This window comes from Vibrio mediterranei, assembly GCF_900088415.1.
GTDB classification, from domain to species: Bacteria; Pseudomonadota; Gammaproteobacteria; order Enterobacterales; family Vibrionaceae; genus Vibrio; species Vibrio mediterranei.
Genome location: NZ_FLLQ01000002.1, coordinates 145,535 through 163,577, shown reverse-complemented (window position 1 = coordinate 163,577; position 18,043 = coordinate 145,535). Strand labels below are relative to the sequence as shown.

Sequence of the window (18,043 nt, the reverse complement as noted above, 5' to 3'; positions counted from 1 at the left end):
AATGGTATGGATAGATATTCCGCTAAATTTGATCAATCGATTCATCGTCTTTTTGATATCACCCCAATACCCACGGTAGTGACATCGGTAGATGGTGGGTTGGAGTATACAAACCCTGCTTTGCATGCATTTCTTGGTTATAGCCGGAAAGAGCTTATGTCGTCTGAAGTCGTCATAACTCATCCTGAAGACTTGCACATTAACAAGAAGGTACGGGCCCAATTGGTGGAAAATCCGACGCAGTCGGTCCAAGTACACAAACGTTACCTCCACAAAGACGGACATTCTATTCCCGCTTTACTGAATATGGCTGCCGAGGTCGATGAATATGGAAATGCCTGCCGCTTTTTATCACAGATAGTAGATTTATCTGGAGTCCGTCAATCTCAGGCTGCTGAGTTACTGTTAGACCAACTAGTTCAGAAGTCCCATGATGCGATTTATGTTGTTGATAGAGAGTCTGGACAGATTTTAAATTGCAATGAATTGGGATATAAGCGACTCGGGTACACTAAGCAAGAGTTACTAAAGTTAACGGTTCCTGATATCAACCCGATGTTCAGTAAAAATCTGACGTGGGGAGAGCACGTTAGGAACATGAAACAGTCCCCTCATCAGTTTGTTGAGGCCACACATCGGCGCAAGGACGGTAGTGAACTGCCTATTGAGGCTAATGTCAGTATGGTCGAATTTAATGGCGAGTACTATCTATTGGCCATAGTTCGGGACATATCAGAGCGCAAGGCTAGGGAGCAACAGGTAATTGAAGCTCAAAACTTGGACCCGCTCACTAATCTTCCAAATCGTAGGTTGTTGAATGCCAAACTCGAATCTGTAGTATCGGAATCCAGTAAACGGCTTGAGAAATTAGCGTTTATGTACCTCGACATAGACAATTTCAAACAGCTGAATGATCATTATGGGCATGCAGCTGGCGATCAAGTTTTGGTTTGTTTGGCCAGTAGGCTCAGAGACTTTACACGCCAGTCAGATTTGGTTGCTCGATTAGGAGGAGACGAATTTTTGATAGTACTTCCTGGTCTGAATAGTCAAGAGCACGTTTTGGGTATAGCGAATCACATTCTTCAGGTGGTTTCTCATACTATTTTGTTGCCTAGCGGTGAAGAGATACAACCCGCATTGAGTTTAGGCGCCACACTATGCTTCAGTTTTGATTTAGATTTATCAGATGCTATTTCTACTGCGGACAAGGCGATGTATCAAGCGAAAAAGCAAGCTGGTTCATCTAGCCACTACATAAGCTCGAAGAATTACCCGTTCTGATTGTTACAAAGTATTTTACTCCAATCTAATGTGTCTTCTGCTTTGATGAGAGAAGAAGCTGTCTATGTCATGAGTATGTAGTTTTTGTAAAAACTATCTTCATATCTATGTCAATGAAGACTGGTGATTGCTGGAATGATATATCTTGTGGGCGGCTTCTTAGCGCTTTAGGCGTTTTGGTGAGCTAAAAATCATACTGGATTTAAAACTGAGGGCAGGTAATAAATTTTACAAAAATTCTGAGCTAACTTGCGAATATTATTCTAGTTTGTGGGTAGGGGGAAAGAAACCTTTCTGCTCCGTGTTGACACCGATGTTTCAAATGACGAGTTGTAGTCAAGATTCCCTAAATCGGTGGTTCAATGGAGTGCTCACAGAATAAGGAGTCCGTGAGATGAATAAAACTATGTCACTGCTGTTTGCGTCTTTAGCCTTGAGTTCATCGGTGTCTGTCGCGGCGTTGGTGACACCAAACCCACCCACACTTAATGCCAAAGGCTACGTTCTCATGGACTATCAGTCCGGAGCTATACTCGTGGGAGGCAACCAAGATGCCGCTTTAGCGCCTGCCAGTTTAACAAAATTGATGACTGCTTATGTAGTTGGTAAAGAAATCGAAAACGGCCGCACTTCTTGGGATAGCAAAGTAGCGGTAAGTGAGAACGCATGGTCAGTTAAATTTCCAGATTCTTCCAAAATGTTCATTAAGCCGGGTGACAACGTCACGGTGTCGGACTTACTACGTGGTTTGATTGTTCAATCAGGAAATGATGCCGCGGTCGCACTTGCCGAACATGTAGCCGGGACGGAAAGTGGTTTCGTTGCCTTGATGAATCAATGGGCAGTGAACTTGGGTATGAACAGTACTCAGTTCATTAACGCTCATGGCTTAGATGGGCAGGGGATTCACACTACGCCAAACGATATGGCTATATTGATGAGAAAGATCATCGAAGATGTGCCTGAGGTTTATGAAATATACTCTGAAAAACGCTTTGTTTGGGCGGATATTAAGCAATACAACCGTAATCGACTACTATGGGATAACTCTCTTAATGTCGACGGTGGAAAAACCGGATATACCTCAGATGCAGGGTATAGCTTAGTTAGTTCAGCGACACAAGGGCAGATGCGTCTGATTTCCGTAGTTATGGGGACACCGAGTACGCAAACTCGCGTGGAAGCATCAAGACAGCTACTCAATTACGGTTTCCGTTTTTATGAAACAGACCAACTTGCCGTAGCGGACGAAAGTGAAGCGACGATTAGAGTTTGGAAAGGGAAAAACGCCAATATTGACGTGGGGTTTGACCATGATGTTTATGCGACTTACCTGCGCGGTAACAGCCGTGGAGTGACGAAGGAAACCGAAATCTACGCACCGTTGGTTGCTCCCGTGAAACAGGGGGATATCATTGGTAATGTCACTTGGAGTGTTGGTAATGATGAAATTGCCTCGGAGCCTCTGATTGCCATGTCTAATGTAGAGCAAGGCTCTATTTTTAAACGAGCATGGGACTCAGTTGTTCTTTGGTTTAAGTCGTTGTTCTCTGATACAAAAGGACTTTGGGAGAGTTAATTCTTTGGGATTAGTTTGAACACAAGTTCCGGTACTTACTTTTTGAATAGGTAGGTACCGGAATGAAATAGGTAGGCAAATAGGTCATTGCTGCCTAAAAAGGGGTTTCCTCAACTTCGGCAAATCCTGGAATCACATACGGAGCTTTCATGTAAGTACACCCCATCCATTTGCTCCCGACCTTTTGGCCTCCAATAACCGTCGCTCCAGCTATCATTGGTGGTAGCAACCCGTTAGGTAGAAGTGATTCTGCTCCAATATACTGTGGCATTGGGTCAGGCACCATTGTCATCCCTGTATGCATTTGAGCTGGCACAATAACTTTTAGCATCAGTTTTCCCATAGAAGCTCCTAGAATCATTACTTGATAAGTCATAATGACAACAATGTCACTATGGCGTCTTGTTTAGGATAAGAGAGAAAACACGACTTTTCCTGTCAACTGAGAGAAATGTGAAGTAAACGGGAACAATAAGTTGAAGCCGTGCAATGCACTAGTTGTTACATTGCACGGCTATTTTATTGCTGAGCGTCTAAATTAAGAATGGTGATCGCGTTGGCGACGCTAGTCGCTAGTATGTCTACCGCTCCCGTACGCAAAGCTCCAACAATTGACAGTGGTTTGCTGCTTTCTGCAGCAATGGCGATTACCTGTGGGATTTTTTGGTAGTCAGCGATGGTTAGTCCGATTACACGGTTACTCATTTTGGTATCTTGGACGTTGCCTTTGATATCGTAAAAATCATAACCGCCGACTTCACCGACTACACCTTGCTGGATTCGTGCTTCGACCATTTCCTGAACTGAAAACCAGCCTAGGTTCACCATATAGCTACTTTCATTCAAGTCACCAATTCCGACTAATGCCACATCCGCTTTTTTTGCAATGTCCATTGTTTGCTGAACGGTTTCATCTTCAAGCAAGGCTCTACGTAGATCGGGGTTACGAACATAAGCCGGAGCGTACAAGGTTTCACTGACTCCACCGAAAGTTTTGGCAAAACGGCGCGAGATATGGTCCGCATTGAGCATGCCACCACGGGGATGAATACCTCCAATACTAGACACGAATGTACATTTTTTCGGGTTAACGACGCCGATATGCTCAGAGACAGATGAGACGTTACGCCCCTGGCCAATGGAGACAATCATGCCGTCCTTTAACGTTGCGGAAAGGTAAGTAGAAACGACACCGGCTAATAGTGCGCGCTGCTCATCTTCGGTTGGTTGGTCGAGTGCTATTAAAGCTCGCTTTAAACCAAAGCGTTCTTTGAGTTGCTCCTCGAGCTTAGCGCCAAAAACAGGGTGATACTTGACTTTAATTTCGACAATGCCTTGATCTCGAGCTCGTTTGAGCAAGCGTCCTATTTTGACACGTGACAGACCAAAACGTTTTGATATTTCTTCTTGTGTTGCACCATCCTGATAATAGGCCACTGCAATTTCAGTCAGAAGATTGGTTTCCTCTGTTTGTTCAATGTTGGTTAAGTCCATTCTGTTCCTTTAAAGGCGTATCACTGCAAGCAATAGATTGCTAAGCAATAAGCTTAAGTAGTTCTTTATTAGTTTTATTTAGGTCATGATTAGACTTTATCATTCTAATCGTTCTGTTGTGACCTTGTATAAGTAAGGTTTCAGTTGTGAGGTACGACCCATGTTTTTGTACACCATCGAGGAGGTCACCTTTGGTAATACCCGTTGCGCAGAATACAATATTATCGGTTTTCACCATGTCATTGAGCGATAAGATAACATTTTCTCTTACCCCCATCTCCTCACAGCGTTGGCGCTCTGATTCGGCATGTTTGATATTGGCTAAGGTTTCACCTTTAACTACATCACGCGTTAATAATCGTGCCTGCATGTCTCCATCTAATGCACGAATTACTGCTGCTGTTACTACACCTTCTGGTGCTCCGCCAATACAGTACATCATATCAACATCACTTTCTGGCATGCATGTCAGCAGAGAGGCGGCGACATCCCCATCTGGGAAAGCATAGACTCTTACTCCCATCGATTGCATGGTGTGAATGATGGCATCGTGTCTCGGTTTAGCGAGCGTTGCCACAACGATATCTTTTACCGGTTTATCGAGTTTCTTAGCGATAGCGAGAATATTTTCTTCAATAGAGAGCGTTAAATCTAACGCACTTTTCGCTGCTGGGCCGACAACTAATTTTTCCATATACATATCGGGAGCTTGAAGTAATGTGCCTTTTTCAGCGGCTGCTAACACCGCTAGAGCATTTGATTGTCCCATTGCCGTCATTCGTGTCCCTTCAATAGGGTCGACCGCAATGTCAATAGCAGGTCCACCTTTCCCTAACTGTTCGCCAATATACAGCATGGGAGCATCGTCAATTTCCCCTTCCCCTATGACAATCGTCGCGTCGACATGTGAATCGTTAAGCTGGTGCCTCATTGCAGCCACTGCTGCGTCGTCAGCTTTGTTCTTATCCCCACGCCCCAGCCATTTGTATCCAGCTAGTGCTGCTGACTCAGTTACTTGAGAAAGTGTTAAACCTAATTCGTTGTGCATTTTAGTAAGTCCTTTTGTTATTGGCGTTGTTCATATGTTCATCAAATATAACATCTGAACAATATGTTTAGAATATTTATGTTCTAATTTCTTTGTTTATCTGAACAAACTATCAAACCGGGTGTTTTAGCTGTCATTGAGTAGAGTTAAAGCTCTATTTAAATGGTGTTAAAAAAGCTATTGGCTCTTATTAAGTTGTTGTATTAAATGAATTTGTTGTGTTTTTGTGATCTCAATCTTGTTCTGTTTTATAAAAGTCATATCCGTTTATTAAATTGGCATTTAGGTTTGTTTGATCACGATAATGTTAATAAATTGTATTGTTTTGGTGACTGGTATCTCATTTAAAAGATGTTCATCTGTAACTTTTTTGAATAAAAGTTCAATATCATTTGTAATCTGTTTGGACAAATGAACATAAAGGAAGGCGACATGATTGCAATTGGATGTGATGACGCAGCAGTAGATTTGAAGGAGTGCTTGAAAGCTCATTTAGCTGCGAAAGGTATTGAGTATGTCGACTACGGAATCGACCCAGAGAACGCATCACTATATCCGGATATTGCCAAAGAAGTCAGCTTAGCAGTGAGTGCTGGAAAGCATGAACGCGGCATCATTCTTTGTGGTACCGGAATCGGTGTATCTATTGTGGCAAATAAAGTACCAGGTATTAGAGCTGCACTTTGCCACGATACGTTTTCTGCTGAGCGAGCTCGTAAGAGCAACGACGCGCAAATTATCACTATGGGTTCTCGCGTGATTGGTTCTGAGCTCGCAAAAGCGATATTAGATACATGGTTAGATTCAGAGTTTTCTGACGGACCCTCGACCCCTAAGGTAAATAGAATTAAGGAGATAGAGAAAGAATTTATTGGATAACCCTCCCTCAATGTTTAATGGAATAACGTGGAAACTAAAATGAAAAAAACAACACTTACTTTTACTGCACTCGCTGTGTCTGCTGTTCTTTCTTCAGCGGCATTTGCCAAAGACCTAAAAGTGGCGACTAGCGCGCAGGTAGGTTCACTTCAATACAACACGACACAATATTTTACTGAAGTGGCAAACGAAGAATTCAAAAAACAAGGTATTGACTACAACCTTAAGTTCTTTGGTGCAGCTCAATTAGGTAAAGATAAAGATGTGCAGCAGAAGTTGAAGCTTGGCACGGTAGACTTGGCTCTACTCACTTCAACACTACCAACGCATGTATCAGAAATGGCGTTGTTTGAACTACCATTTTTAGTCTCAGATCGTGACCATGTCGCTAAGATCGAGGAGCAAGTATTCTGGCCATATATCGCGCCGGCTGCTGAAAAGAAAGGTTATAAAGTCATCGGTTTTTGGGAAAACGGCTTTAGAAACATCACTAATGCGCAGCGCCCGGTTAACACACCAGAAGATCTTGATGGTTTGAAAATTCGCACACCAAACAGTTCATGGCGCGTGAAGATGTTCAAAAACTGGGGGGCGAACCCAACGCCTATGAGCTTCAGTGAGGTATTCATTGGTCTACAAACTGGTGTTATCGATGGGCAAGAAAACCCGTATACCAACATCTATGCAGCGAAATTACATGAAGTGCAAGGCTACTTGAGTGTGACAAACCACGTGTACACACCAGCATACCTAACTGCAGGTGCACGCCACTATGGGAAATTCCCTGATGAAGTTCGAGCAGTGCTTGAAGACTCTGCTAAGCAAGCACAGCAGTGGGGCTATCAAGAAGCCGCGAAGCTAGAAGGCGAACTGAAAGATAAGCTGGTTGCTGGTGGTATGAAGCTTAACGTAGCGAACCGTCAAGCCTTCGTAGATGCAAGCCAACCTATCTACGACGATTTTGTGAAAAACGTAAACAACGGCGAAGTCATGCTAAATAAAGCAATGGCAACAGCTAACTAAGAAGTTCCTTGGCTGCACCTTGGGTGCAGCCACTCATGTGTTTTTCGCGAGGGTTTATGATGTCTTTTCTAGCTGTGTTAAATAGAGTTTCTAGCGTTCTAGAAAAAGTGTTGATCGCTATTTCAATGACGATCTTACTCGCACTCAGCACCATTATCATTGTTGCGGTTTTTTCACGCTTTAGTGGTGCTTCTCTTTATTGGTACGACGAAGTCTCCGCTATTTTGTTGGCTTGGTTGACCTTCTATGGTTCAGCGCTTTGTGCAATCAAACGATCTCATATGGGCTTTGGCGGTTTAGTGGCGAGCATGACGTTGCCATTACGTAAAGCGCTGTTCTTATTTAGTGAACTGGTGGTGATTGGATTCTTTGCAGTGATTGCTTGGGCCAGTTACTACATCTTGGAGATTTTTGGGGAAGAGACATTAACGAGTCTCGACTTTATTACGCTTTCCTTTGCTCAATCCGCGTTACCTATTGGAGCGGTGCTGTTTATCGTGGCACAAATCTGCTCATTGCCAAAAGCATGGAACTTACTCTGTGATGGTTCAACGCAAGAAGACGAAGAAATAAAAGAAGCAATTCGTGATGCCAAAAAGGATATGTCAGAAGCAATGGAGGCTGTGAAATGAGTGCGTTAGTCGTTTTGTTTTGTTTGATCGCTTTAGTAATGATTAATGTACCAATTGGTGTTGCTATCGGAGCGGTCGCTATTGTTGGGATGGTTGCTACGTCAGGCATTGACGCAATTTACAACGCCGCGCTGGCAATGTTTGAGGGTGGCTCTAAATTCACGCTACTGTCTATTCCATTATTTGTCTTTGCTGGTGCACTAATGAACACTGGCGGTATTTCTCTTCGATTGATCAATTTCGTTAACGCTATTGTAGGCTTCGTTCGTGGCGGCCTATCTATGGTAAACGTTGGTGTCTCGATGATTTTTGCTGAGATTTCTGGCTCGGCAGTGGCCGACGTTGCCGCGCTAGGTTCTATCTTGATTCCAGCGATGAAAAAGCGTGGTTACTCAGGAAGCTTTTCTGCGGCGGTCACATCGTCTTCAGCTTCTCTAGCGGTGATCATTCCACCATCGTTACCAATGATTATTTACGGTGCAATGGCAGATGTGTCGATTTCACAGCTGTTTGTGGCAGGCATCGTGTCGGGTCTCCTAGGCGCGGCTGGCATGTTTGGAGTGTGTTACTACTACGCAGTCAAATACAACTTGCCAAGAGAAGAGTCGTTTAGCCTTCGTAAGCTTTGGGTAGCATTTAAAGATGCATTTTGGGCGCTAACGCTACCGTTCGCTATTCTTGGTGGCATCCTTTCAGGCTTTATGACCGCGACGGAAGCTGCGGGCATCGCGGTGTTACTAGCGTTAGTGATCAGTATCTTTATCTACCGTGAGATGGATCTAAAGCTGTTCTATAAAGCGATGATGGAAGGGGTGACAGGTACATCAGTAGTCATGCTTCTTGTCGCAACCTCGGCAGTACTTGGTCTGTTCCTAACCGAGCAAGAAGTACCGCAACAAATGGCAGCTGGCATCTTAAGTATCTCTGAAAACAAGTACGTTGTTCTCATGATGCTTAACGTGATGCTTTTAATTGTTGGTGTATTCTTGCACGGCGCTGCGGCCATCATTCTAACTGTACCTATCGTACTCCCACTTATTCATGAATTAGGTATCGACCCAATTCACTTCGGAATTATGCTGGCACTCAACATCTCTATCGGTCAGCAAACGCCGCCTGTGGCAAGTGTTCTTATCACGGCCTGCTCTATTGCGAAACGAGACATTTGGCAGGTAACAAAAGTCAACGCACTGTTCATTGGAGTACTGTTCTTTGTACTGCTGCTGGCAACGTACGTACCCGCGCTCTCTGTAGGTTTTGTGGACTTCATTTATAAATAACTTTCAAGGAATTAAAACATGACTAAACCGACTATTGCTCTTGTATTAGGTGACCCTTCCGGAATTGGCCCTGAAGTTGCGGTTAAGGTGCTCGCTGACGAGGCAAACAGACAGCAAGCCAATATTCTTATCATTGCTGATGAATACGAACTTCGCAAAGGCATGGATATTGCGCAGGTGACATTTGATTACGATGTGGTGGATTCATTCGAGCAAGCCAATTTTGTCGACAATAAGCCTGTTCTACTGAAATTTAGCAGCTCTCATGCCGAGCCTATTGAGTACGGTAAAGCCACGGCGCAAGGCGGAACTTATGTGCTTGAAACACTCAAGATAGCGGTTGATTTAACCCTAGCCCATAAAACCCACGGTATTTGCTTTGCGCCTTTGAATAAGCAGGCGATGAGCATGGCAGGTTTGGCTCACCGTGATGAACTGTCGTGGTTTGCAGAGCTAACTGGGTATCAAGGATTTGGTTGTGAAGTCAACGTTGTTGACGACATTTGGGCTGGTCGCGTTACCTCTCATATTCCATTCAAGCATGTTGTCGATAACCTCACGGTTGATTCGGTTTTGGAAACCATTGAGCTGATGGACAAAACATTGCGATCTGCAGGTTTTGAGTCTCCACGAATTGCCGTTCAAGCTCTTAACCCACACGGTGGGGAAGGTGGACTGTTCGGTGATGAGGAAATTACCACTATTACACCGGCAATTGAAAAAGCGAAGCAGAAAGGCATCGAAGCATTCGGGCCATTCCCTGGTGACACGACTATGTGGGTTGTAGAGAAAGAATCGATGAATTCGATTGTTTCTATGTACCACGACCAAGGCGCGACAGCGCTGAAAATGATGGGCTTTGACCGCGGTGTAACAGTTCAGGGAGGAATCCCAATTCCAATCGCAACCGCTAACCACGGCTCTGCCTTTGATATTTACGGCAAGAATGTTGCCTCAACGCCTGCAATGGAAAATGCGCTGAAGCTGACCACAAGAATGGCGACTAGTTATCAACTAAAACAACAATAAATCAAATGGTGAACCCCATGAGAAAGCCAAAAAAACTGATTAATGATCCAATGGCGGTGGCAAGAGAGCAATTTGATGGTCTCTTAGTTGCGATGAATGGCAAGCTGGAAGGCTTACCGGGTATTACCGCAGCAATGCGTACCGATTTTCCTCAGGATAAAGTCGCTATCGTGACAGGTGGTGGTGCAGGTCACGAGCCATTATTTGCAGGCTACGTCGGCAAGGGGCTCGCGGATGCCGCGGCTCTGGGTGATATTTTCGCCGCTCCTGCTCCTAACGTGATTTTGCAGACGACTGAAGCGGTCAACAATGGCAAAGGCGTGATTTACATTTACGGTAACTATGCGGGCGACAATATGAATTTCGATATTGCTGCCGAACTTGCGGACGATGATGACATCAAAACTCACACCATTCGTGTTTGGGATGATGTGGCTTCTGCACCGCTAGAAAAAATCGAAGAAAGACGCGGTACAGCGGGTGATTTATACGTGCTAAAAATCGCGGGTGCAGCGTCTGAAAAATACGATGACTTTGACCAAATTGTGGCAGTGACTGAACGCGCTCGCGACTACACCCGCTCAATTGGCGTGGCATTGTCGGCGGGCTCAGTACCACAAACCAATACCTTTAACTTTGAACTGCCAGATGATGAGCTAGAAATTGGTATGGGGTTGCATGGTGAACCGGGCGTATCCCGCGAGAAAATGACCTCTGCTGACGAAGTCGTCACCCGTCTCATTAATGATCTGTGCACTGACCTTCCGTATCAATCTGGCGATGAAGTGTGTCTTTTGGTTAATAACCTAGGCGCATCGACTTATATGGAACTTCTTATTGCTACCAAGCAAGCGCATGCGCTTCTGGCAGAGCGCGGCATCACTGTTCATGACACGTTAGTCGGTAACTACTGTACGTCTCAGGAAATGTCTGGCTACTCAATTACTTTATTAAAACTGGATGATGAGCTGAAAGCGCTCTACGACCTACCTTGTGAATCATTTGCTTTGAGGAAATAACAATGGATGTATTAACAGCGAAAAACATGATGGCTTATGTGGCAAAGAACATGGTCGATAGCGAACCTATGCTGACTAAGTATGATCAAGCGATTGGTGATGGTGACCACGGCATAGGTATGGAGCGAGGCTTTCTAGCCGTTCAGACGCTGCTGACGGACGAATTTCAACCAGAAGATGTCAGTAAGCTGATGCTGAAAATTGGCTCTACTATGATGGCTACCATGGGCGGGGCTTCTGGGGCGATCTTCGGTACCTTGTTCCGTAGCGGTGCTAAGTCCATCAAAGGTGCAGAGCAACTAGATACCGAAACACTGGCGACATTCTTAGCCGGCGGCTTGCAAGGTGTTTATGACCGTGGTGGTGCAAAACCAGGGGACAAGACGATGATTGATGCCCTAGTAGCAGCTGTTGAAGCATCTGAAAAACTTTCTGGTGACTTGACGAAAAACCTACCTGCAATTGCTGCTGCCTCCAAGCAAGGTGTTGAAGCAACTAAAGATATGATTGCCACAACTGGTAAAGCGAAAACTCTTGGCGAGCGTTCACTGGGTCATCCAGACCCAGGCGCGGTTTCTATGTCTCTTATCTTACAGTTCATGTCTGAGTATGCGTGCGAGCAGGTTCCAGCATGAAGAAAATCTGGGTCGGCACAAGCTGGAAGATGAACAAAGACGCTGCCTCGGCAGCGTCATGGGCAGCGGCAGTGGAACAGGCGGTCGAACGGTCAGATGGCCGAATTCAACCTTTTGTTATTCCGCCATTCCCTTACCTTTCTCAAATGGCACAAACGATAAATGCAGATGCGATCAAACTTGGCGCACAGAATATGTGCTGGCAAGACAGCGGAGCATTTACCGGTGAAGTGTCACCATTGATGCTGAAAGATTGTGGTGTCTCTATTGTGGAGATCGGTCATTCTGAGCGACGCGCCATGTTCGGCGAGACGGACAAAACCGTCAATCTTAAAGTGCTCGCGGCTTTAAAGCATGGCCTAACGCCACTGGTTTGTGTCGGTGACACCGCAGATGAAAAGATGTGGGGCGTATCAGTAGAGTCTGTTGTGCGTCAGGTTAAAATTGCGTTGTATGACGTTCCTCTAGACAAAGTAGCCAACGTTGTTCTCGCTTATGAGCCTGTATGGGCAATCGGGGAAGGAGGCACTCCGGCAACCAAAGAAGAAGCCGAAAAGGTACATTGCGCAATCCGTGATGCACTGGTGGAGTGCTATGGTCAAGAGGTCGCGGATAATGTGGTACTTCTATACGGTGGCAGCGTCAATCTAACTAATGCCTCAGAGCTACTAGACCAAGCCAATATTGATGGCGTGTTTGTTGGTCGTACGGCATGGAATGCCGAAGGCTACGTTGAGCTACTCAGTATTGCCAATAGCAAGTTGGAGCACTAACGATGGAGCAAGTGAAGTTACTATCACTCATTGTGTTTGGACTGTTAGTCGCCAAAACGTTACCAATCATGACCAAAAGTCGCATTGATTGGAGTAGAAATGTGGCTTTCAGTTATCTCACGCCTTGTTTGTTCTTTACTTCACTTGTTCACGCTGACCTCTCTCAACTTCCTTCACCAAAGCTACTAGCTACCTATGGTTTGGGATTGGGAGGTTTATTTTTCGCCGTCCGTTTTTGGCTCTCCGTCAAAGGCAATGACACTGCTGCGGCGGCGACGATCAAATCGATTTCTGCGCTGTACCCTAACGCCGTTGGTATTGGGGTGCCATTGGTGTTCTCACTGTATGGTCCAGAAGCTGAATTGATCTTGATGGGAATTATCGTGACCAATTTGGTTGTGGTGTTGCCCATGGTCAACATACTTATGATTCGTTCGGGGGAGCCGGGTTTCTACTCTTATAAAAAAGTCGTGACTGACCCGATTCTACTCGCAATTGCCACTGGGTTATTGATTAATGTATGGGGCATTACTCTCTACCCGGCAGTTGTTGATGGCTTAGCGCTTATTGGCTGGGCCGCTCTTCCGGTTATTTTATTTATTCTTGGTGCAAGCCTAAGTTGCTATCCGTTCCGCTCATTGATGCAAGAGAAAGTGTTACTTCTTCTTGTTGTGAAAATCGTCGTATTTCCACTAACAATGCTGCTCTTCGCAAGCTTGGTATTTAAACTTTCTCAAATAGAAGTTCAAGTCCTGGTGATTCTAGCCAGTCTACCAACGGGTATTAACGTGTACTTATTGTCTGAGCGATACCAGGTGGCAAAAGAAGCAACGGCGAGCGTGATACTGTTCACCACTATGCTCTCGTTGGTGTCGCTAGTGACATGGGAAAAGGTGCTCCAAGTAACATAATTAAGGGATTAATGTGATGGGAATATTAGATAGATTAGCCATCAATACGGCGATTTTTGATGGACATGATTTAAAAACGTCGTTGAAAACAATCAGTCAATTGGGCTTAGGTAAAGTCGAATTTGCCTTCAACCAAGGCTATGTTGGTCAACTTGATAGTGACATGTTCTCCGAGAGCCATGCTCAATACTTATTGTCTCTTTTAGAGAAAGAGCAACTTAAATCAGATGCGCTGGGCTGTACCATGAATTTGGCGGCACCGAGTGCGATAGATGACTTTATGATGAGAATCGATTTTGCGCATCATCTAGGAGTGACTTACCTTAATACCTGTACTGGTCCCATTGCCGATCGTGCAACCATTATCGCCAATCTTAAAGTGTTATCGGAATACGCCAAAGACAAGGGCTGTGTCATCTGCATTGAGAATGGTGGTGATCATAACTTTAATGCGTTTGCTACGGCCCACGATGGTGTTCGAATGCTTTCAGAAGTTAACCATGATGCGTTAGCGCTAAATTTCGACCCGGGTAACTCAGTCTCTCTTGTACCCAATTTAAGCCCGAGTGAAGAAGCTAAGATGGCGTTGCCTTTCTGTCAGCATTTCCACATTAAAGATGTGCAAATTCATGATGACAAGTTTACGTTCCCAGCGCTAGGGCAGGGGGTAATTAACTTTGAGCCAATTATCCAGACGCTTGCTAACCGTCAACTGCCATTCAGTATTGAAAAGCCCCTGCGTATGTATCGACGCAAAGACACCTTCCCAATTCGTGGGCGCTCGCCAGAAAGTATGGAAAACATTGTAGCAGCACTACAATCTAGCGTGTCCTACATTCAACAACTTGCCGAACAATAACATAGGTTTTCTTATGCCAATTAGCTGTATCAAAGATGTCATTGAAGACTATAAACAAGGAAAAATGGTCATCCTAATGGATGATGAAGATCGTGAAAATGAAGGCGATATTATGATGGCGGCTGAGTGTATCTCAGCCCAAGATATCAACTTTATGGCAACCCATGGTCGAGGGCTGATTTGTCTCACATTAACGCAGCAGCGTTGCCAAGAGTTAAATTTGTTCCCTATGGTTCAAAATCCTACTGAGCCTTGGGCAACCGCGTTTACCGTATCGATTGAAGCAGCGCAAGGTGTCACGACTGGTATTTCTGCTGAGGACCGAGCAGTGACTGTGCAGGCTGCTGTTGCCAAAGGTGCGCAACCTCAAGACTTAGTACAACCGGGGCATATTTTCCCGTTGGCGGCCAAAGATGGCGGGGTGTTGGTTCGCGCTGGGCATACAGAGGCAGGCTGCGATTTAGCGAGATTAGCTGGTCACGAGCCAGCTTCAGTTATCGTTGAAATCCTCAATGACGACGGCACCATGGCTCGACGTCCGCAATTGGAAGTGTTTGCTGAAAAGCACGGCATTAAACTAGGGACGATTGCCGATCTTATCGAATACCGAAACGCGACAGAAACGACCATTGAACGCGTTGCAAGCTGTCAGATCCCAACAGAACTTGGTGAGTTCTCAATGGTGACTTATAAAGATACCGTGGATAACCAAATTCATCACGCCATGGTGAAGGGGAGTATTGATGAGCAGCCGACTAACGTTCGAGTTCATGTGAAAGACACTTTCCAAGATGTGCTGTTTTCTACTCGCGAATCTCAATCATCATGGACACTAAACAAAGCCATGGCCACCATTGCTGATCGAGGAGGGGTATTGGTGATCCTAGAAGGGCAGGATAGTACCGAGTCGCAGATAGCAAAAGTAAAACGTTATCAGGCGTTAGACCAAGGGGAAAACTACCCACAAAGCAAGAAAACCAGCACATCACGACAGGTAGGAGTTGGTTCCCAGATCCTTGCTGACCTCGGTGTCTCCAAGATGAATCTCCTGTCTTCGGCAGACAAAAAATACCACTCGCTGTCTGGCTTTGGTCTGGAGGTTGTGGATTATATTGAACCCATTTAATCGTTAACCATGACACTAATAATCAAAAAGCAGCTTTCGGCTGCTTTTTTGCTTGTTGGTTTAGAGCAGTTAGATTGGCAGAACCATCTTATGGCTTTCAAAAAGGGACTTCTATAGAATGGCGACAAACTTAACCTAGGATGCGCTAAAAGCGGATGAATAGTAGTCTCAAATACATTGCGGGGTATCCGCAAAACCTTATTGAACAAGTATCTTCACTAATAGAAAGCGGACGTTTTGTCACGTGGTTTGACAAGCGTTATCCCGAACGTCATCAAATCCAAAGTGAAAAAGCCTTATTCGACTACACCATGGATATCAAGCAGCGCTACATGAAAAAAACAGCGCCGATTTCAAAAGTCATTTGGGACAACAAAATTCACTTGATAAATAACGCGCTTGGTTTGCACACCTATGTGTCCCGCTCTCATGGCGGCAAGCTAAAATCTAAGAACGAAATTCGCATTGCTAGCGTGTTTAAGCATGCGCCGGAGCCGTTATTGCGGATGCTAGTGGTGCACGAACTTGCTCATATCAAAGAAAAAGAGCACGACAAATCGTTTTACCAATTATGCTGTCATATGGAGCCTGACTATCACCAGTTAGAGTTCGATGCACGCCTATTTATGATCTATCAGGAACTTAAGCATGAAGCCCGAAAATAATAAACGTGCTCAGAGCAAATCGGGTCACACTAAGAAGAACAAAAAGGTCAGCTCAGAAACCACGCTAGTTAAGCGTCATGCTGAGGGTCTTCACCAAGACAATTTACACCATGGACGCTACGATTTTGTAAAGCTCACGCAAGCACTCCCTGAACTGAAGGACTGTGTTATCAATAATCCTAAAGGGGAGGCGACGATTATGTTCTCCGATCCTGCTTCGGTTAAGCTCCTCAATCGCGCTCTGCTCAAGGCCTACTATGGTATAAACTTTTGGGACATTCCTGAGAGTTATTTGTGTCCTCCTATCCCCGGCAGAGCGGATTATGTTCATCGCCTTAATGAGTGGCTGCAATATGACTTAATGCGAGAGCAGTCTGAGAAAGCTCGTCTTAAGGTTAAAGCGCTTGATATTGGCACTGGCGCAAACTGTATCTATCCGATTGTTGGTGCGACACGTCATCACTGGAATTGGATAGGGTCGGATATCGACCCAGTCTCGGTGAGTTGTGCCAAAGAGATCGTCAATAATAACGACAAACTGGCGCGGAAAATTGAGATTCGTCATCAACAAAACAGCAATCATATCTTTGCTGGTGTGATTGCACCTGATGATTTCTTCGTCGCGACTACTTGCAATCCGCCTTTCCATAAATCGATGGAAGACGCGCAAAAAGGCACAGAGCGAAAAAACAACAATCTCTCGAAAAACCAAAAGTCGCGTGGTCAGGCCGGTGCAACCAAGTTAAATGGGAAGCTCAATTTTGGCGGACAAAATGCAGAACTATGGTGCCCCGGAGGAGAGGAAGCATTTGTCCTTAATATGGCTCAGGAAAGTAAAGACTTTGCATCACAAGTGATTTGGTTTAGCACCTTACTGTCCAAAAAAGACAATATTCGCACACTTAGAAAGCGTCTAGAAAAACTAGGTGTCTCTGAAATTGTGATTCAAGAAATGGCCCAAGGGCAGAAGAAAAGTCGTTTCTTGGCATGGACGTTTATGTCGGCAGAAGAAAGACAAGATAAGGTCAAAGCACTACTTTGATACGTTAACTTGCTCAAGCAGGGTTTGGTACTTGTTGACTAACATCCAGTTCTCCGATTTTCGCTCAAGCTCGATTAATAACACGAGGTTGTTTCGCTGATAACCATAACGTTGGCTAAAGTCGAGCAATCTCAATCGAGCTAGATGCAATTGGTCCTGTTCTATTTCTAACGCCGCTAATTGCAAACTGGAGATTGGACGCAGCGGCTGGTGTTCAACGGACTTGTTGAAATAGTATTTGGCTTGATGACTTTTTTGCGCTTTGAGAGCGCATAACCCCGCATTTTCATAGGTTTCGGCGACAGCATAATAGTTAGGCTTGTCTATCGCTTGTTTAAATAAGACATCTGCCCTTTGAAACTCCCCTTGCTTACACAGAAACGTACCATAGTTATTGTAAACATTGCCGTTGTTTGGGTGTTCCTTAAGCGCTTTCTTGTATAGCTTTGTCGTCTTATCAACTTCTCCTACCACATCGAAATAGTACGCTAAAGACAAACTGCTTTTGTAGTAATGAGGTGCATATTTCATGGCTTTTTCTAAGCTTTGACGTGCTTTGGAATACTGTTCAAGTTTGATGTAGTTAAGACCTAAAGCAATACGTGTATCAGCCATATCTATTGGGCTGTGTTGAGCATTGGTATTATCCTCTTGAACGGTAACACAGCCACTTAATGTCATCGAGGCGAGCGTTACGATATGAGTATGGATTTTCATAGTTCTGTCCCAAATTCCTAAATGTCATACTGTGATTTTGTTCCGATC

19 protein-coding genes are annotated in these 18,043 nt (G+C 44.8%); 15 read left to right on the top strand and 4 right to left on the bottom strand.

Going from position 1 to position 18,043, the window contains the following annotated elements; all coding sequences use genetic code 11:
- Window positions 1-6: 6 nt before the first annotated feature.
- Entirely contained in the window at window positions 7-1,284 is a 1,278-nt protein-coding gene (locus tag VME0621_RS06815) for a sensor domain-containing diguanylate cyclase (RefSeq protein ID WP_062457354.1), read from the top strand.
- A gap of 394 nt (window positions 1,285-1,678) precedes the next feature.
- On the top strand, window positions 1,679-2,863 hold the full coding sequence (locus VME0621_RS06810; protein WP_038225797.1) for a D-alanyl-D-alanine carboxypeptidase family protein: 1,185 nt from the start codon (window positions 1,679-1,681) through the stop codon (window positions 2,861-2,863).
- 94 nt (window positions 2,864-2,957) lie between these two features.
- On the opposite strand, the gene VME0621_RS06805 is transcribed toward VME0621_RS06810, so the two are convergent.
- The 3 genes from VME0621_RS06805 to glpX all read right to left on the bottom strand — a co-directional run bounded on the left by VME0621_RS06805 (window position 2,958) and on the right by glpX (window position 5,405).
- Window positions 2,958-3,206 carry a hypothetical protein gene (locus VME0621_RS06805; protein WP_006073808.1) on the bottom strand — a complete coding sequence of 83 codons (249 nt, stop codon included), beginning with the start codon at window positions 3,204-3,206 and terminating at the stop codon, window positions 2,958-2,960.
- A gap of 176 nt (window positions 3,207-3,382) precedes the next feature.
- Window positions 3,383-4,357: a sugar-binding transcriptional regulator gene (locus tag VME0621_RS06800; protein ID WP_062457356.1), complete on the bottom strand. Its 975-nt coding sequence runs from the start codon at window positions 4,355-4,357 to the stop codon at window positions 3,383-3,385.
- A 40-nt stretch (window positions 4,358-4,397) separates the two neighbouring features.
- Window positions 4,398-5,405: a class II fructose-bisphosphatase gene (glpX, locus tag VME0621_RS06795; RefSeq protein WP_062457358.1), complete on the bottom strand. Its 1,008-nt coding sequence runs from the start codon at window positions 5,403-5,405 to the stop codon at window positions 4,398-4,400.
- Between the two features lie 432 nt (window positions 5,406-5,837).
- Here glpX and rpiB point away from each other — a divergent pair, with 432 nt between their 5' ends.
- The 13 genes from rpiB (at window position 5,838) to rlmF (ending at window position 17,278) form a co-directional block, all read left to right on the top strand.
- Entirely contained in the window at window positions 5,838-6,284 is a 447-nt protein-coding gene (rpiB, locus tag VME0621_RS06790; protein ID WP_006073804.1) for a ribose 5-phosphate isomerase B, read from the top strand.
- Between the two features lie 39 nt (window positions 6,285-6,323).
- On the top strand, window positions 6,324-7,307 hold the full coding sequence (locus VME0621_RS06785) for a TRAP transporter substrate-binding protein (RefSeq protein WP_006073802.1): 984 nt from the start codon (window positions 6,324-6,326) through the stop codon (window positions 7,305-7,307).
- A 56-nt stretch (window positions 7,308-7,363) separates the two neighbouring features.
- Complete coding sequence (locus VME0621_RS06780) at window positions 7,364-7,939, top strand: TRAP transporter small permease (protein ID WP_231892927.1); 576 nt, start codon at window positions 7,364-7,366, stop codon at window positions 7,937-7,939.
- On the top strand, window positions 7,936-9,219 hold the full coding sequence (locus VME0621_RS06775) for a TRAP transporter large permease (RefSeq protein WP_006073799.1): 1,284 nt from the start codon (window positions 7,936-7,938) through the stop codon (window positions 9,217-9,219). The genes VME0621_RS06780 and VME0621_RS06775 overlap by 4 nt, the downstream gene beginning before the upstream one ends.
- 18 nt (window positions 9,220-9,237) lie before the next feature.
- Window positions 9,238-10,248, top strand: coding sequence for a 4-hydroxythreonine-4-phosphate dehydrogenase PdxA (locus VME0621_RS06770; protein WP_062457361.1), 1,011 nt, complete (start codon window positions 9,238-9,240; stop codon window positions 10,246-10,248).
- A 17-nt stretch (window positions 10,249-10,265) separates the two neighbouring features.
- Complete coding sequence (locus tag VME0621_RS06765) at window positions 10,266-11,267, top strand: dihydroxyacetone kinase subunit DhaK (protein ID WP_062457364.1); 1,002 nt, start codon at window positions 10,266-10,268, stop codon at window positions 11,265-11,267.
- Window positions 11,268-11,269: 2 nt separating this feature from the next.
- Entirely contained in the window at window positions 11,270-11,902 is a 633-nt protein-coding gene (dhaL, locus tag VME0621_RS06760) for a dihydroxyacetone kinase subunit DhaL (RefSeq protein ID WP_062457366.1), read from the top strand.
- The gene (locus tag VME0621_RS06755; RefSeq protein WP_062457369.1) at window positions 11,899-12,675 is read left to right on the top strand and encodes a triose-phosphate isomerase; all 777 of its coding nucleotides are present in this window, start codon (window positions 11,899-11,901) and stop codon (window positions 12,673-12,675) included. The genes dhaL and VME0621_RS06755 overlap by 4 nt, the downstream gene beginning before the upstream one ends.
- Window positions 12,676-12,677: 2 nt before the next feature.
- Window positions 12,678-13,586: an AEC family transporter gene (locus VME0621_RS06750; protein ID WP_062457372.1), complete on the top strand. Its 909-nt coding sequence runs from the start codon at window positions 12,678-12,680 to the stop codon at window positions 13,584-13,586.
- Window positions 13,587-13,602: 16 nt separating this feature from the next.
- Entirely contained in the window at window positions 13,603-14,445 is an 843-nt protein-coding gene (locus VME0621_RS06745; RefSeq protein ID WP_006073790.1) for a sugar phosphate isomerase/epimerase family protein, read from the top strand.
- A gap of 13 nt (window positions 14,446-14,458) precedes the next feature.
- Window positions 14,459-15,571, top strand: a complete 1,113-nt coding sequence (gene ribB / locus VME0621_RS06740; protein WP_062457375.1) for a 3,4-dihydroxy-2-butanone-4-phosphate synthase — start codon at window positions 14,459-14,461, stop codon at window positions 15,569-15,571.
- 155 nt (window positions 15,572-15,726) lie between these two features.
- Complete coding sequence (locus tag VME0621_RS06735) at window positions 15,727-16,236, top strand: M48 metallopeptidase family protein (RefSeq protein WP_062457378.1); 510 nt, start codon at window positions 15,727-15,729, stop codon at window positions 16,234-16,236.
- Entirely contained in the window at window positions 16,220-17,278 is a 1,059-nt protein-coding gene (rlmF, locus tag VME0621_RS06730) for a 23S rRNA (adenine(1618)-N(6))-methyltransferase RlmF (protein WP_062457381.1), read from the top strand. The genes VME0621_RS06735 and rlmF overlap by 17 nt, the downstream gene beginning before the upstream one ends.
- Here the strand turns inward: rlmF and pilW are convergent.
- Window positions 17,270-17,995: a type IV pilus biogenesis/stability protein PilW gene (gene pilW, locus VME0621_RS06725; protein WP_062457384.1), complete on the bottom strand. Its 726-nt coding sequence runs from the start codon at window positions 17,993-17,995 to the stop codon at window positions 17,270-17,272. The two genes, rlmF and pilW, sit on opposite strands and share 9 nt — an antisense overlap.
- Between the last annotated feature and the right edge of the window lie 48 nt (window positions 17,996-18,043).